General features: G+C 70.5%; 12 protein-coding genes and 2 pseudogenes. 7 read left to right on the top strand and 7 right to left on the bottom strand.

What is annotated here, in order from left to right:
- A pseudogene (locus tag AB0M26_RS11445) lies at positions 1-92 on the top strand (indole-3-glycerol-phosphate synthase TrpC); the annotation flags it as partial.
- 4 nt (positions 93-96) lie between these two features.
- Here the strand turns inward: AB0M26_RS11445 and AB0M26_RS11440 are convergent.
- Positions 97-927, bottom strand: a pseudogene (locus tag AB0M26_RS11440) (SchA/CurD-like domain-containing protein); the annotation flags it as partial.
- Between the two features lie 211 nt (positions 928-1,138).
- Here AB0M26_RS11440 and AB0M26_RS11435 point away from each other — a divergent pair.
- Both AB0M26_RS11435 and AB0M26_RS11430 read left to right on the top strand, forming a co-directional pair.
- Positions 1,139-2,782 carry an FAD-dependent monooxygenase gene (locus AB0M26_RS11435; protein WP_365258217.1) on the top strand — a complete coding sequence of 548 codons (1,644 nt, stop codon included), beginning with the start codon at positions 1,139-1,141 and terminating at the stop codon, positions 2,780-2,782.
- Positions 2,783-3,079: 297 nt separating this feature from the next.
- Positions 3,080-4,207 carry an acyltransferase family protein gene (locus tag AB0M26_RS11430; protein ID WP_365258214.1) on the top strand — a complete coding sequence of 376 codons (1,128 nt, stop codon included), beginning with the start codon at positions 3,080-3,082 and terminating at the stop codon, positions 4,205-4,207.
- On the opposite strand, the gene grpE is transcribed toward AB0M26_RS11430, so the two are convergent.
- From grpE to AB0M26_RS11410, 4 genes are all read right to left on the bottom strand, one after another.
- Positions 4,147-4,797 (bottom strand): nucleotide exchange factor GrpE, encoded by a 651-nt coding sequence (gene grpE / locus AB0M26_RS11425; protein ID WP_365258211.1) that lies wholly within the window; start codon positions 4,795-4,797, stop codon positions 4,147-4,149. The two genes, AB0M26_RS11430 and grpE, sit on opposite strands and share 61 nt — an antisense overlap.
- Complete coding sequence (dnaK, locus tag AB0M26_RS11420; RefSeq protein WP_365258208.1) at positions 4,794-6,692, bottom strand: molecular chaperone DnaK; 1,899 nt, start codon at positions 6,690-6,692, stop codon at positions 4,794-4,796. The genes grpE and dnaK overlap by 4 nt, the downstream gene beginning before the upstream one ends.
- Before the next feature lie 222 nt (positions 6,693-6,914).
- Positions 6,915-7,538 (bottom strand): FMN reductase, encoded by a 624-nt coding sequence (locus tag AB0M26_RS11415; RefSeq protein ID WP_365258244.1) that lies wholly within the window; start codon positions 7,536-7,538, stop codon positions 6,915-6,917.
- A gap of 168 nt (positions 7,539-7,706) precedes the next feature.
- Positions 7,707-8,810, bottom strand: coding sequence for an LLM class flavin-dependent oxidoreductase (locus tag AB0M26_RS11410; RefSeq protein WP_365258241.1), 1,104 nt, complete (start codon positions 8,808-8,810; stop codon positions 7,707-7,709).
- 219 nt (positions 8,811-9,029) lie between these two features.
- On the opposite strand from AB0M26_RS11410, the gene AB0M26_RS11405 reads away from it, so the two are divergent.
- The 4 genes from AB0M26_RS11405 to AB0M26_RS11390 all read left to right on the top strand — a co-directional run bounded on the left by AB0M26_RS11405 (position 9,030) and on the right by AB0M26_RS11390 (position 12,629).
- On the top strand, positions 9,030-9,467 hold the full coding sequence (locus AB0M26_RS11405) for a hypothetical protein (RefSeq protein WP_365258206.1): 438 nt from the start codon (positions 9,030-9,032) through the stop codon (positions 9,465-9,467).
- 19 nt (positions 9,468-9,486) lie between these two features.
- Complete coding sequence (locus AB0M26_RS11400) at positions 9,487-9,753, top strand: UBP-type zinc finger domain-containing protein (protein ID WP_365258203.1); 267 nt, start codon at positions 9,487-9,489, stop codon at positions 9,751-9,753.
- Positions 9,754-10,038: 285 nt separating this feature from the next.
- Complete coding sequence (locus AB0M26_RS11395; protein ID WP_365258200.1) at positions 10,039-10,887, top strand: hypothetical protein; 849 nt, start codon at positions 10,039-10,041, stop codon at positions 10,885-10,887.
- A gap of 398 nt (positions 10,888-11,285) precedes the next feature.
- The gene (locus AB0M26_RS11390; RefSeq protein ID WP_365258197.1) at positions 11,286-12,629 is read left to right on the top strand and encodes a 6-phospho-beta-glucosidase; all 1,344 of its coding nucleotides are present in this window, start codon (positions 11,286-11,288) and stop codon (positions 12,627-12,629) included.
- Positions 12,630-12,820: 191 nt separating this feature from the next.
- Here the strand turns inward: AB0M26_RS11390 and AB0M26_RS11385 are convergent, their stop codons facing one another.
- Both AB0M26_RS11385 and AB0M26_RS11380 read right to left on the bottom strand, forming a co-directional pair.
- Positions 12,821-13,450, bottom strand: a complete 630-nt coding sequence (locus AB0M26_RS11385) for an alpha-ketoglutarate-dependent dioxygenase AlkB (RefSeq protein ID WP_365258194.1) — start codon at positions 13,448-13,450, stop codon at positions 12,821-12,823.
- Positions 13,451-13,526: 76 nt separating this feature from the next.
- Positions 13,527-13,688, bottom strand: a complete 162-nt coding sequence (locus AB0M26_RS11380) for a hypothetical protein (RefSeq protein WP_365258191.1) — start codon at positions 13,686-13,688, stop codon at positions 13,527-13,529.
- Positions 13,689-13,761: the final 73 nt, after the last annotated feature.

Below are 13,761 nucleotides of genomic sequence, written 5' to 3'. Positions count from 1 at the left end.
GGGAGGCCCGCGCGTACGGCGCCGACCTCGCCCTGCTGATCGTCGCCGCCCTCGACCAGGAGGCGCTGGTGTCCCTGATCGAGCGGGCCGAGTCGTCAGTCGCGCCACGGCCATGCCGCACTCGGGGCGTGCCCGGTAGAGCAGCGCGTGGCGTGTCAGTTCGGCCTCCTGGGGTCCCGACAGGCCCACGTGGTGAACGGCGGGCAGCGCGGCTCGGGTGAAGAAGAGCCGCGCGGAATCCGGATCGTTGAGGTCCCGGTCCTGCTCCAGATACGGGTTGATGGCTTCCTCGACGGCCCTGACCGCCGGCTGCGCGGCGACGTGCCGCAGCGCGGCCACGAGGTCACCGCGCACCTCGATCGCGCGGAAGACCTGGTTTCCGTGCATGAACAGCGTGGTTCGCACCAGCCTCGTCGTCTCGTCCACCCGCGGTTCAGGCGACTCGTAGCCCGCCAGAATTTCCGCGACCTTGTCCTCGCTGCCCGGCTTCACCGTGAAGGTGAGGGCGTGCCTGACGATTCCGTCACCGATGCGCGGTGCCGTCTGCAGGTTGCGCTCGGCAGTGCGGACGGAGAGGGCAGGGACTTCCGGTGTTTCGCGGAGCACGCTGAAACGCAGCGAACGGGTGTCGCGGACGCAGCTGTGCAGCGGGCGGACCATCTCCACGTGCGCCTCGCTGTTCACCCAGTTCAGGAAGGGCGGAGCGCTCTCCCATTCGCTGGTGATCAGCCACTGGGAGGGGTTCTCGATCGACTGGCACAGCTGGTCACTGATATGGCCCGGCACGGAAGCGACCTGATTGCGCATGTGCTCGTACGCCTCGAGGAAGCGCTGCTGCGCGCCGTCCTGAAGGTCCAGCAGCAGAATGACCCGGAGCCTCGAACCGTCAAAGGCCGACTGGGACACCCGTTCTGACAGCGTTCTCATCCTGAAGACTCCTTCGCGAGCGAGGCGGCCCTTCCGCACGGGGTGAGGGGGCATCGACATGGCGGCATCGGACTCGATCATGTGCTGGCCACTTGGGTCGCGCGAATGGTGTGGTCCAACCGGGTGAAGGGGGTGAGCGAAACGTCCGCGGTCGGGCATGGAGAACTCATGGCCAACCCCTTGCCAATCCCGGCGGCTGGAGCTTGAACACATGAATCACAAGGCCGAAGACCGCGTGCCGGTCCTCATCGTGGGCGGCTCCCTGGTGGGCCTGTCAGCCTCACTGTTCCTGGGCCGTCTCGGCATCGGGCACATGCTGGTCGAGAAGCACTCGGACACCTCGAAGCACCCCCGCGGACGCGGCAACAACGTTCGCACGATGGAGTTGTTCCGCGTCGCCCGTGCAGAGGATCAGATCCGCGAGGCCGCGTCGGTGCTCGCGGAGAACCACGGCATCCTCCAGGCAGGTTCGCTTACCGGCGACGACCAGGAGTGGTTGTTCAAGGAGATCGACCCGGGCGGCGGGCTCGCCCGCTTCAGCCCGAGCGGCTGGTGCCTGTGCAGTCAGAACGACCTGGAGCCGGTGCTCGTGCGCTGCGCTCGCAGGATGGGCGGCGACCTGCGGTTCTCCAGCGAGCTGCTCTCCTTCGACCAGGACGGCGACGGTGTGACCGCGGTGGTGAAGGACCGGGAGACTGGCGAGCACCACACCGTGCGCGCCGACTACCTGATCGCGGCGGACGGGCCGCGCAGCCCCGTACGGGAAAAGCTCGGCATCGGCCAGTCCGGCCCCGGCGATCTCTTTCACAATGTGAGCATCACCTTCCGCTCCCGCGCCCTGGCCGACGTCGTAGGGGACCGCCGTTTCATCGCCTGCTACCTGACCAACCCCGAGGGGGACGGGGCGCTCCTCCCCGTGGACAACCGCGAGTACTGGGTCTTCCACGCGCCCTGGCACCCCGAGTCCGGCGAGACCCTCGAGGACTTCCCCGACGAGCGGTGCGCAAGCCACATTCGTACGGCGGTCGGGTCCATGGACCTGGACGTCGAGATCACGGGCAAGGCCCCGTGGCACGCCGCGGAGCGGGTGGCCGACCGGTACTCGTCCGGCCGGGTCTTCCTCGCCGGCGACTCCGCACACGAGATGTCCCCGACCGGCGCGTTCGGCTCCAACACCGGTATCCAGGACGCTCACAACCTGGCGTGGAAGCTCGCGGCCGTACTGAACGGCTGGGCCGGTCCCGGGCTCCTGGAGACCTACGAGGAGGAGCGCCGGCCCGTCGCGGAGGCGACCAGCGCACGCGCCTCGGCCCGCTCCGCCGAGCACAGCCACCCCGGGTACTCACCGGCACCCGGCGTCGGCGGTGGCAAGCAGAGCGGCGTCCTCACCGTGGCCCTCGGATACCGCTACGCCCGGGGCGCGGTCCACGGCGCGGACCCCGAGCAGCCGATCGTTCCCGAGCGGATGGAACTCGGCGGCGCACCGGGCACCCGGGCCCCGCACATGTGGCTGCGCCGGTCATGCGAACGGGTGTCGACGCTCGACCTGTACGAGGAGTCCCCCGTTCTGCTGACGGGCCCCAAGGGCTCCGCATGGCACGCGGCCGGGCTCGCGCTCGCCGACCGGCTGGGCATGCCGCTGCGGTGCTTCCACGTGGGTGAGGACGCCGACGCCGATCTCGCGCCCGAGGACGGCGCCGACTGGGCCGAGGTCCACGGCATCGGGCCCGACGGCGCGATCCTGGTGCGCCCGGACGGGTTCGTGGCCTGGCGCACCGACGGCTCGGCCCGGGACCCCGAGCGCACGCTGCAGGAGGTCCTGAAGTCGGTCTTCCGGACGAGCGCGAAGCGCTGACCGCCCGGCGGCCACCGCCCCCGAGCGACGCGGCGGCTCCCCCGGCGAGTGGCGGCCCACGGTGTGGGACGGCTCACCGGGGGAGCCGCCGTCGTCCATTCCGCATTCGTCTTTCCTTCGGTCAATTCAGGTTCGCATCACCGCAGTTGGGTGAGCGTTTGCAAAGCCGGGCGCACCTCCTCCCTGGTCCCGGCGGGACCCTCGAAGGTGAACGCCACGCCTCCGCGGTACGTACTCGGATGAGCCGCCATGGCAGGTATGGTGCGAAATCCAGCTCGAATCCGGGGAGGCGGTTGTGTGACGGAAGGCTCGGCGCGTGAACAGGGAAGCGGACGCGACCCGTTCTTCGACAATGCGAAGCTGCTGGCGATGGTCTTGGTCGTCGTGGGCCACGCCTGGCAGCCTCTCAAGGACAGCCGGGCGGTCTGGGCGGGGTATCTCTTCATCTACAGCTTCCACATGCCGGTGTTCATCGTTCTTTCCGGCTACTTCTCGCGGAGCTTCGCGTCCAAGCCGGGCCAGGTCAAACGGCTGGTGACCGGCATCGCCGTGCCCTACGCCATCTTCGAGACGCTCTACACGCTCTACGGCAATCTCGTGGACGACCGCGGCAACGACATCAGTCTGCTCTCGCCCTGGTACCTCACCTGGTTCCTCGTCGCCCTCTTCGTCTGGCGGCTCACCGCCCCCCTGTGGCTGGTGATGCGCTGGTACGTCGCGCTGGGGCTGTCGGTGGCCATCGCGCTGACCGGTGCGGCGAACGAGATCGGCGCCGTACTGAACCTCGACCGTATCCTGCAGTTCCTGCCCTTCTTCGTGATCGGTCTCCTCATGCGCCCCGAGCACTGGGAGATGCTGCGCGCCCGGTGGGTGCGGGTCGCCGCGGTGCCCGTCATGGCGGCGGCGGCCGGCGTGGCCTATCTGGCCAAGGGAAGGATGACCTCCGAGTGGGCCGTCCGCAGCAAGAGCTGGGGCGAACTCCATGTGCCGTGGCCGGCCGGGGCCGCCATGTCACTGGCGCTGCTGATCTGTTCGCTGCTGCTGGTGGCCGCATTCCTGGCGTGGGTGCCGCGCCACCGGACCTGGTTCACGGCCCTCGGGGCAGGGACGCTCTACGCGTATCTGCTGCACGGGCTGGCCATTCGTACGGCCGCCTGGGAGGGCTGGTACGACGCGGCCTTCTGGCACTCCCCGACGGGCCGACTGGCTGTCACCGTGCTCGGGGTGGGACTCGCCCTGTTCCTCAGCTCGGCACCCGTCCGCAAGGTCTTCCGGCCCCTGGTGGAACCACGACTGGACTGGGTGTTCGTCCCGTCCCGCCGCGCCGGGAACAGCACCGCCAACGACCGTACGAGACGCGGGAGTCAGGTCGGTGCGGGCGTCGCCGGGTCCGCGACGACCACCTCGGCTGCGCGCAGCAGCTGATCGCCCACGCGGTAGCCACGGCGGACGATCTCCGTGCAGGTGATCCCGGTCGCTCCCGCCGCCTCGGCCGGGGCCACGCGGGAGATCGCCTCGTGCCGGGTCGGGTCGAACGGCTCGCCCGCCTCCCCGAAGGTCTCCAGCCCGAGCTCGGTCACGCGGGACTCCAACTCGTCGGCGACGGCGGCGAATCCGCCCGTCACCTCGCCGTGGGCGCGGGCCTGTGCGATGGCGTCGAGGACGGGAAGGAGTCCGCGCAGCACATTTGCCACGGCGACCTCGCGGACCGCCAGACGGTCGCGCCGCACCTGCTTGCGGTAGTTGTCGTACTCCGCCTTGACGCGCTGCAAGTCCGCCGTGCGTTCGGTGAGTTGCTCACGGAGCTCCTCCGCCGGCCGCGCGGTGGCGCGCTCCTCGGGCGGAGTGGCCGGTGGCTCATCCGGGGCCTTGGTCCCGGGCCCGGCCGCGCCCGAGCGGCCCCCGCCGCGCGGTGTCCTCGGGGGAAGGCCGGCCGGATCCGTGCGCTGCTGGTCTCGGACGGATACGGGCGCGCCCCGACGCGGCCCGTACCGGGAGCCGGACGAGGTGCTCATGCCGTGTCTCCCTTGTCCTCGTCGATGATCTCGGCGTCCACGACCTCGTCCTCGGACGCCTTGCCGCCCTCGCCGCCGCTCCCGCCGGTGGCGTCGCGCGCGTCCGCGCCGGATGCTCCGGCCCCGCCCGCGGACGTGGCCTGCCCCTGGGCGTCGGCGTAGATCGCCTGGCCCATCTTTTGGCTGACGGCGGCCAGTTTCTCGGTCGCGGTACGGATCTCGGCGGTGTCGCCGCCCTCGAGCTTCTGCTTCACCTCGGCGACCGCGGCCTCGACCTCCGCCTTCACCTCGCCCGGGATGCGCTCCGGGTTGTCCGCGAGGAACTTCTCGGTGGAGTAGACGAGGGCCTCGCCGTTGTTCCTGGCCTCGGCCGCCTCACGCCGCGTGCGGTCCTCCTCCGCGTACTGCTCGGCCTCCCGCACCATGCGGTCGATGTCGTCCTTCGGCAGCGCGGAGCCGCCGGTGACGGTCATCTTCTGCTCCTTGCCGGTGCCCAGGTCCTTGGCGGAGACGTGCATGATGCCGTTGGCGTCGATGTCGAAGGTGACCTCGATCTGCGGGACGCCCCGCGGCGCCGGGGGAAGGCCGGTCAGCTCGAACATCCCGAGCTTCTTGTTGTACGCCGCGATCTCCCGCTCGCCCTGGTAGACCTGCACCGACACCGAGGGCTGGTTGTCGTCGGCCGTCGTGAACGTCTCGGCGCGCTTGGTCGGGATCGTGGTGTTGCGCTCGATGAGCTTGGTCATGATGCCGCCCTTGGTCTCGATGCCGAGAGACAGCGGGGTGACGTCCAGCAGCAGGACGTCCTTGACCTCGCCCTTGAGGACACCGGCCTGGAGCGCCGCGCCGATGGCCACGACCTCGTCCGGGTTCACGCCCTTGTGCGGGTCCTTGCCGGTCAGCTCCTTGACCAGCTCGGTCACGGCCGGCATCCGGGTCGAGCCGCCAACCAGGATCACATGGTCGATGTCCGAGACCTTGATCTTGGCGTCCTTGATCGCCTGGTGGAACGGGGCCTTGCAGCGGTCCAGCAGATCCTGGGTGAGCTGTTCGAACTGGGCGCGGGTGAGCTTCTCGTCCAGATGCAGGGGGCCCTCGGCGGATGCCGTGATGTAGGGCAGGTTGATGGTGGTCTCGGTCGCGGCGGACAGTTCGATCTTGGCCTTCTCCGCGGCCTCGCGCAGCCGCTGCACCGCCATCTTGTCCTTGGAGAGGTCCACCCCGTAGGCGTTCTTGAACTGCTTGACCAGGTGATCGACGATCCGCTGGTCCCAGTCGTCGCCGCCCAGGTGGGTGTCGCCGTTGGTGGCCCTGACCTCGACCAGGCCCTCGCCGATGTCGAGCAGCGAGACGTCGAAGGTGCCGCCTCCCAGGTCGAAGACGAGGACCGTCTGGTCGTTCTCCTTGTCCAGGCCGTACGCGAGCGCGGCCGACGTCGGCTCGTTGATGATGCGCAGCACATTGAGGCCTGCGATCTCACCGGCCTCCTTGGTGGCGGTGCGCTGCGCGTCGTTGAAGTAGGCAGGCACGGTGACGACGGCATCGGTCACGTCCTCGCCGAGATACGCCTCCGCGTCCCGCTTCAGCTTCTGCAGCACACGCGCCGAGATCTCCTGGGCCGTGTACTGCTTGCCGTCCACGTCACCGGTCTCCGGGAACCGCCAGTCCGGGTCGCCGACGTGGCGCTTGACCGACCGCGCCGTGCGATCGACGTTGGTCACGGCCTGGCGCTTGGCCACCTCCCCGACGAGCACGTCGCCGTTCTTGGCGAAAGCGACCACGGACGGGGTCGTACGCGCCCCCTCGGTGTTGGGGATGACCGTGGGCTCACCGCCCTCCAGGACACTGACCACCGAGTTCGTCGTACCGAGGTCGATACCGACCGAGCGTGCCATGTCAGCTCTCCCATCCTCACGGCCTTTTGCCGACGCACGCCGACCGTGCGCCGGGCCACCTACCGTGAAGGGCCGTGACCTGCAGCTATGGAGATAGCCCCTCGCCCTTCAGAAAAGGATCCATAACGGGCAATTGTCAAGTCGTCCGGGCAGTGTGGAGGCCCCTACGAGGTCCACGAGCCGCGGAGCCGACCGCGTAGCTGCGGTCCTGGGGTGATCGTGTCAGCCGAGCCCGAGCGACGCCAGCTGCTGCTCGAACGGACTGACGGTGACGGACGGCACGGCGGTCCGCGGCAGGTTCGCCAGCAGCGCCGCCAGCTCGCCGCCCGCACGGTCGATGCGCGTGGGCAGCTCCTCCGTCCGTGTGTCCCCGCCGCCCCAGTCCTCGGACGCGGCGAAGACCGCCGTCGGTACGACGAGCGCGCGCAGATACACGAACAGCGGACGCAGCGCGTGCTCGAGGGCGAGGGAGTGCCGTGCCGTACCGCCGGTGGCCGCGATCAGCACCGGCTTCCCTCCCAGCGCGGTGGTGTCGACGAGGTCGAAGAAGGACTTGAACAGGCCGCTGTAGGAGGCGGTGAAGATGGGGGTCACGGCGATGATCCCGTCGGACTCCGTCACCGCGTCGATCGCCTCCCTCAGATCCCCACCGGCGAATCCGGTCACGAAATTGTTGGCGATGTCGGTCGCCAGATCGCGCAGTTCGACGACGTGTACGTCCGCCGTGCGACCGGTGTCGTCCAGGTGCTTGATCGTCGCCTCGGACAGCCGGTCCGCGAGCAGACGGGTCGACGAGGGCCGGCTGAGGCCGGCGGAGACGACCACGAGCTTCAGCGGCTCCCTCATGTCCTCGGCCGGATCCCTCATGTCCTCGGCCGGTTCCATCGCGTTCTCCTTCACGGGTGTCATGTCCTCCTCCTGCGGGGTGTCCGGATTCCGGACGGTCCTGGCGCGTCTCTTGTGGTCCTGGGGGTGCGCTGCGCGCGCCGTACAGGCGCTACCACGGCCTGCGGCTCACGCCGCCGGGTCGTCGGGGGCCCCCTCGGCATCCCGCCGCGCGGCCCGCGCCGCATGCGTCGGCGCATCCGGCACGTCGGCCGGCCGGCCCGCCGCGAACTCCTTGCGCAGGACCGGTACGACCTCCTCGCCCAGCATGTCGAGCTGTTCGAGCACGGTCTTCAGGGGCAGACCCGCGTGGTCCATCAGGAACAACTGCCGCTGGTAGTCGCCGAAGGACTCGCGGAAGGTCAGGGTCTTCTCGATGACCTCCTGCGGACTGCCGACGGTGAGCGGTGTCTCCCGTGTGAACTCTTCCAGCGACGGCCCGTGTCCGTAGACGGGTGCGTTGTCGAAATAGGGGCGGAACTCGCGTACGGCGTCCTGGGAGTTCCTGCGCATGAACACCTGGCCGCCGAGCCCGACGATGGCCTGCTCGGGCGTGCCGTGGCCGTACTGCGCGTACCGCTCCCGGTACAGCCGGATCAGCTTCTGGAAGTGCTTCCTGGGCCAGAAGATGTTGTTCGCGAAGAACCCGTCGCCGTAGTACGCGGCCTGCTCGGCGATCTCCGGGCTGCGAATGGAGCCGTGCCAGACGAACGGCGGGACGCCGTCGAGCGGGCGCGGTGTGGAGGTGAATCCCTGCAGCGGGGTACGGAACCGGCCGTTCCAGTCCACGACGTCCTCGCGCCAGAGCCGGTGCAGCAGGGCGTAGTTCTCGATGGCCAGCGGAATGCCCTGGCGGATGTCCTGGCCGAACCAGGGATACACCGGACCGGTGTTTCCCCGGCCCATCATCACGTCGACCCGGCCCTCGGTAAGGTGCTGGAGCATCGCGAAGTCCTCCGCGATCTTGACCGGGTCGTTGGTCGTGATCAGAGTCGTCGAGGTGGAGAGGATCAGCCGCTCCGTCCGTGCGGCGATCCAGCCGAGCAGGGTGGTGGGGGAGGAGGGCACGAAGGGCGGGTTGTGGTGCTCGCCCGTGGCGAAGACGTCCAGGCCGACCTCCTCGGCCTTGAGCGCGATGGCCACCATGGAGCGTATCCGCTCGTGCTCGGTGGGGGTCGTGCCCGTGGTGGGATCGGGGGTGACGTCACCGACGGTGAAGATCCCGAACTGCATCGTGCTCACCCATCCTGTAGTTGCGCATTCAACTAGCGTCTGCAACGGCTCACGGGGCGGTCCTATTCCCATCCCGCGCACGCCTGGCGATGTCCCGGCGGCACGCCGCGACACCGGCACATGGTGTGCGGCGTACTCCCAGGTCAACGGACGATCGATGTCCCTCATGCGGGGGCTGCCCCAGCCCGCTAGCGTGGGTGGGAACGGGAGGTGGTGTCCATGAACGGGTGGTCCCTGGCCAGACAGGCCCCGCTCCGGCTGAGTGCCGGAGCCTTCATGCTCAACTCCGGATACACGAAGAAGTCGGCGGACGAGGAGACCGCCGGGCAGCTTCAGGGCTTCGCAACCGGCACCTACCCGTTTCTCGGCAAGCTGGACGCGCGGTCGTTCCTCGGCGTGCTCTCCAAGGCCGAGATGGCGATCGGCGGGGCGCTGCTACTGCCCGTGGTCCCGTCCGCCGCGGTGGGCGCCGCCCTCACCGCCTTCTCCGCCGGCACGCTGGGCCTCTATCTGCGGACGCCCGGCATGCGCCGGGAGGGCAGTCTGCGCTGGACCGAGCAGGGCCTGCCGCTGGCCAAGGACCTCTGGATGCTCGGCATCGGCCTCTCCCTGCTGATCGACGGACTGCCGAAGCCGGGCGGGCGGCGCTGCCGATGAACGCCGCAGGGAGCGATGCATGAGCGGTTCAGGATCCGATCCGCACCTGTCGATGGTCCGGCCGGTGGAGCCTCGTACCCCCGAAGGATGCGAGGAGTGCCTGCGGCTGGGCTCGACATGGGTGCACCTGCGACTGTGCCTCACCTGCGGCCGGGTCGGCTGCTGCGACTCCTCACCGCACCGGCATGCTCGGGGGCATGCCCACGAGGCCGGGCACCCCATCGTCGCGTCGATGGAGCCCGGCGAGGACTGGCGTTGGTGCTTCGTGGACGAGGCTCTGGTCTGACCCTGGGGCTCCGGCCACGGCGACCGTACGACGTGCACGGCATCAGGCATGACGCAAGGCGTCCGCCCTGCCGGGCCGGTGGCCGAAGCGACAGGCGCCGCTGACCCGTACGGCGACACCCCGGCCGCGCACACGCCGCGCAGCGCAACGGGGCGGCCGGGCGACGCAACCGTGCGGCTGGGGCGGGCGGGCCGGGTGACGCAACCGGGCGGCTGGGCATCGCAACCGGGCGGCCGGGGCGTCTCAATCCGCGGTCCGCCCACCACCCGCAGCTACCGTCCGTCTATGGGACTGGGCATCGTTTTCGCACTCGCCGCCGCCGTGACCACGGGCACCGCGACCGTCATGCAGGCCATGGGGGCGCGCATGGCAGCCGAGGAGGCCCCGGAGACGCACGGCGTCGGAACCTTCCTGCTGGCCCTCCGCCGCTGGCCGTTCATCGCCGGAGTCGGGCTCGACATGCTCGGCTTCGCCGCCGAACTGCTCGCGCTGCGCACCCTGCCCATCTTCGTGGTCGAAGCGGCACTCGCCTCCGCCCTCGCCGTCACCGCGGTCGCCGCGGCCATGGTGCTCCACATCCGCCTGCGCCGGATCGAATGGGCCGCCGTCGTCGCCGTCTGCGTGGGTCTCCTCGTCCTCGCCCTCTCGGCCGGCCGGGAGGGCCACGGGGACGGTGACGAACTGCTGCGCCTCGCCACGCTCCTCGCATCCTGCGGGCTCGCGGTCGTCGGCTTCGTCACCGGGCGCGTCGTGACCCACAACCGGGCGCCGGTCCTGGGAATGATCGCCGGGCTCAGCTTCGGCCTCGTCGCCATCAGCGTGCGCATGCTGCCGGGCTTCGGCGTTCCCGGGCTGCTCGCCGAGCCGACGACGTACGCGGTGGTCATCTCGGGGATCACCGGCTTCATGTTCCTCATCGACGCCCTCCAGTCGGGCTCCGTCACCTCCGCGACGGCGGCGATGGTCATCGGCGAGACGATCTGGCCGGCGGTCTTCGGGGTCGCCTGGCTCGGAGACACCACGCGCCACGGGCTGGCCCCGCTCGCCGTGCTCGGGTTCGTGCTGTCCATCGCGGGCGCGCTGGCGCTGGCGCGATTCGGCGAAGCGGAACAGAAGGAGGAGGTCGCGCCGTAGCGCTTGCGGACCTGGGCGGACGGCGCGCCGGGCGGCGGCCGGAAGCCTCATCGGAGCGGGGACCGGAGCCTCACCAGGCAGGGGCCGGAGCCGCGCCGGATAACCGGAGCTTCGGCGAATATGGCGGCCGGAAGCCTCATCGGCGCGGCGGCCGGAACCCCCACCGGAGCAGGGATTTTCGCACGTGCCATGGGCGGCAGCAATCGGCCGCGGGCCGGTGGAGCCCCCGAGCGGAGGAGCCACGCCGTACAGCAGGCGCCGTACAGAGGGACGTCAACCCGCCGAACGCTGCCCGGCCGTGCGGGATACCGTCGACCTACGGATGACCGATCCCTCGGGGTGTCCCGCGGCCGGTGCCGCCGGATCCGCGAGGCGGGCGTGAGGCAGGTGGTCGGGGCGTGAGGCTGACGATTCTGGGCGGTGGGGGATTCCGCGTGCCGCTCGTCCACCGGGCCCTGCTGGGCGACCACGCCGCGGGGCGGGTCACGCACGTGACGCTCCACGACCTCGACGCCGGGCGCCTGTCGGCCATCGGCCGGGTGCTCGCCGAGCAGGCGGAGGGAATCGCCGGTGCTCCCCGCGTTACCGTCACCACCGACCTCGACGCCGCCCTGAAGGGGGCCGACTTCGTGTTCTCCGCGATCCGCGTCGGCGGTCTGGAGGGGCGGGCAGCCGATGAGCGCATCGCGCTGGAGGAGGGGGTGCTGGGGCAGGAGACGGTCGGCGCGGGCGGCATCGCGTACGGCCTGCGCACCGTGCCCGTCGCCCTGGACATCGCCCGGAGGGTGGCCGCGATCGCGCCGGACGCCTGGGTCATCAACTTCACCAACCCCGCCGGGCTTGTCACCGAGGCGATGTCCCGCCACCTCGGGGACCGCGTGATCGGCATCTGCGACTCGCCCGTTGGCCTGGGGCGCCGGGTCGCCCGCGCGCTGGGAGCCGATCCCCATGAGGCGTGGATGGACTACGCCGGGCTCAATCACCTCGGCTGGCTGAGCGGGCTGCGCGTCGGCGGCCGGGACCAACTGCCGCGCCTGCTGGCCGACTCGGAGGCCCTCGTCTCGTTCGAGGAGGGCAAGCTGTTCGGTGCGGACTGGCTGCGCGCACTGGGCGCCATTCCCAACGAGTACCTGCACTACTACTACTTCAGCCGCGAGTCCGTTCGGGCCGCGCAGGAAGCGGAACTGTCGCGCGGCGCCTTCCTGCGCGACCAGCAGCGCGGCTTCTACGCGCTGACGGAGCGCGGCGGCGAGTCCGCCCTGGAGGCGTGGGAGCGCACGCGCGCCGAGCGCGAGGCCACCTACATGGCGGAGAGCCGCGAGGCTGTCGGCGTTGGCGCGCGCGACGCCCGTGACCTGGACGGCGGGGGGTACGAGCATGTGGCACTCGCCCTGATGCGCGCCATCGCCCGCAACGAGCGCGCGACGCTGATCCTCAACGTCCGCAACGGCAGCACCCTGCCGGTACCGGACGCCGAGGCCGTCGTGGAAGTGCCCTGCCTGGTGGACGCCAACGGCGCTCACCCCCTCCCGGTCTCGCCGCTGCCCGACCATGCCACCGGTCTGGTGTGCCAGGTCAAGGCGGTCGAGCGCGAGGTCATGGCCGCGGCGGACAGCGGCTCGCGGGCCGCAGCGCTGAAGGCGTTCGCCCTTCATCCGCTCGTCGACTCGGTGCGGGTCGCCCGGCGGCTGCTGGACACGTACGCGCGCGAGCACGCCGGTCTGTCCTATCTGCGCCCCTGACCGGGCTGACCGGTGACGGGCTGACCGGTGACCGGATGAGCTGCTGGCAGGCTGACCCGGCCGACCGCCGACCGCCGACCGCCGACCGCCGACCGCCTACCGGTGACGGGCGACCGGATGACCGGCTGGCAGGCCGACCGGTGACCGGATGAGCGGCTGGCCGGCCCCGGCCGCGGTCCCGCGCGCCCGCGTCAGCCGACGTCGTGAGGTCGGTACTGGATGCTGATCCTGGGCCCAACAGCCTTGTTCGTCTTGGGAATCGCGTGTTCCCACGTCCGCTGGCACGAGCCGCCCATGACGATGAGATCGCCGTGACCCAGTGCGTGCCGGACGGTCGAGCCGCCGCCGTCCCGGGGCCGCAGAAGCAGGAAGCGGGGCTCGCCGACGGAGACGATGGCGACCATCGTGTCCTCCGTGTCGCCGCGGCCGATCCTGTCGCCGTGCCAGGCGACGCTGTCGTGCCCGTTCCGGTAGTAGCACAGTCCCAGGGTGGTGAACGGCTCGCCGAGCTCCGCCGCGTAGTGCTCGCTCAGCGCCGTACGGGCCTGGGCGAGCACGGGGTGGGGCAGCGGGTCGTCCGCCCCGTAGAACGCCAGCAGCCGTGGTACGTCCACCACGCGCTCGTACATCCGCCGCCGCTCGGCGCGCCAGGGCACCGAGCCGACGAGCGCCTCGAAAAGCTCATCGGCACCGGTCAGCCAGCCGGGCAGCACGTCGATCCAGGCGCCCCTGCCCAGTTCCGTACGGCGCACGGTCTCCAGCGAGCGCAGGCCGACCTCGCCGGTCTCGTCGAAGAGAGAGCCCTGCAGGTGAACAACCATGCATGCAGTCTACGCCCGCATTAGAACGTATGAGCTAATTCCGGGGAGCGTGCCTCATGCCCGGGCGTCAGGCGAATTACTCCCGCACGCCGTAGCGCAGAATCGCGGCAAGGGCGCAGGACACGTCGTGCGCATGGGCCTTCGGCGTGTGGTGGCGCCCTCCCGGGATCGCGAGCGCCATCGCGCGTGACGCCTCGCGCAGCCGCGGCGGACAGCGCGGGCGTGCCGCGGGGGCCACGCCCGCATGGGTCCCGCTGCATGGGCCCCGCTGCAGTGGCCCTACTGCAATAAGTCCCCCTGCATGAAATCCC

The sequence above is a fragment of the Streptomyces sp. NPDC051776 genome (assembly GCF_040681345.1).
Taxonomy (GTDB): Bacteria; Actinomycetota; Actinomycetes; order Streptomycetales; family Streptomycetaceae; genus Streptomyces.
This window is presented reverse-complemented; position numbering and strand designations above follow the sequence as displayed.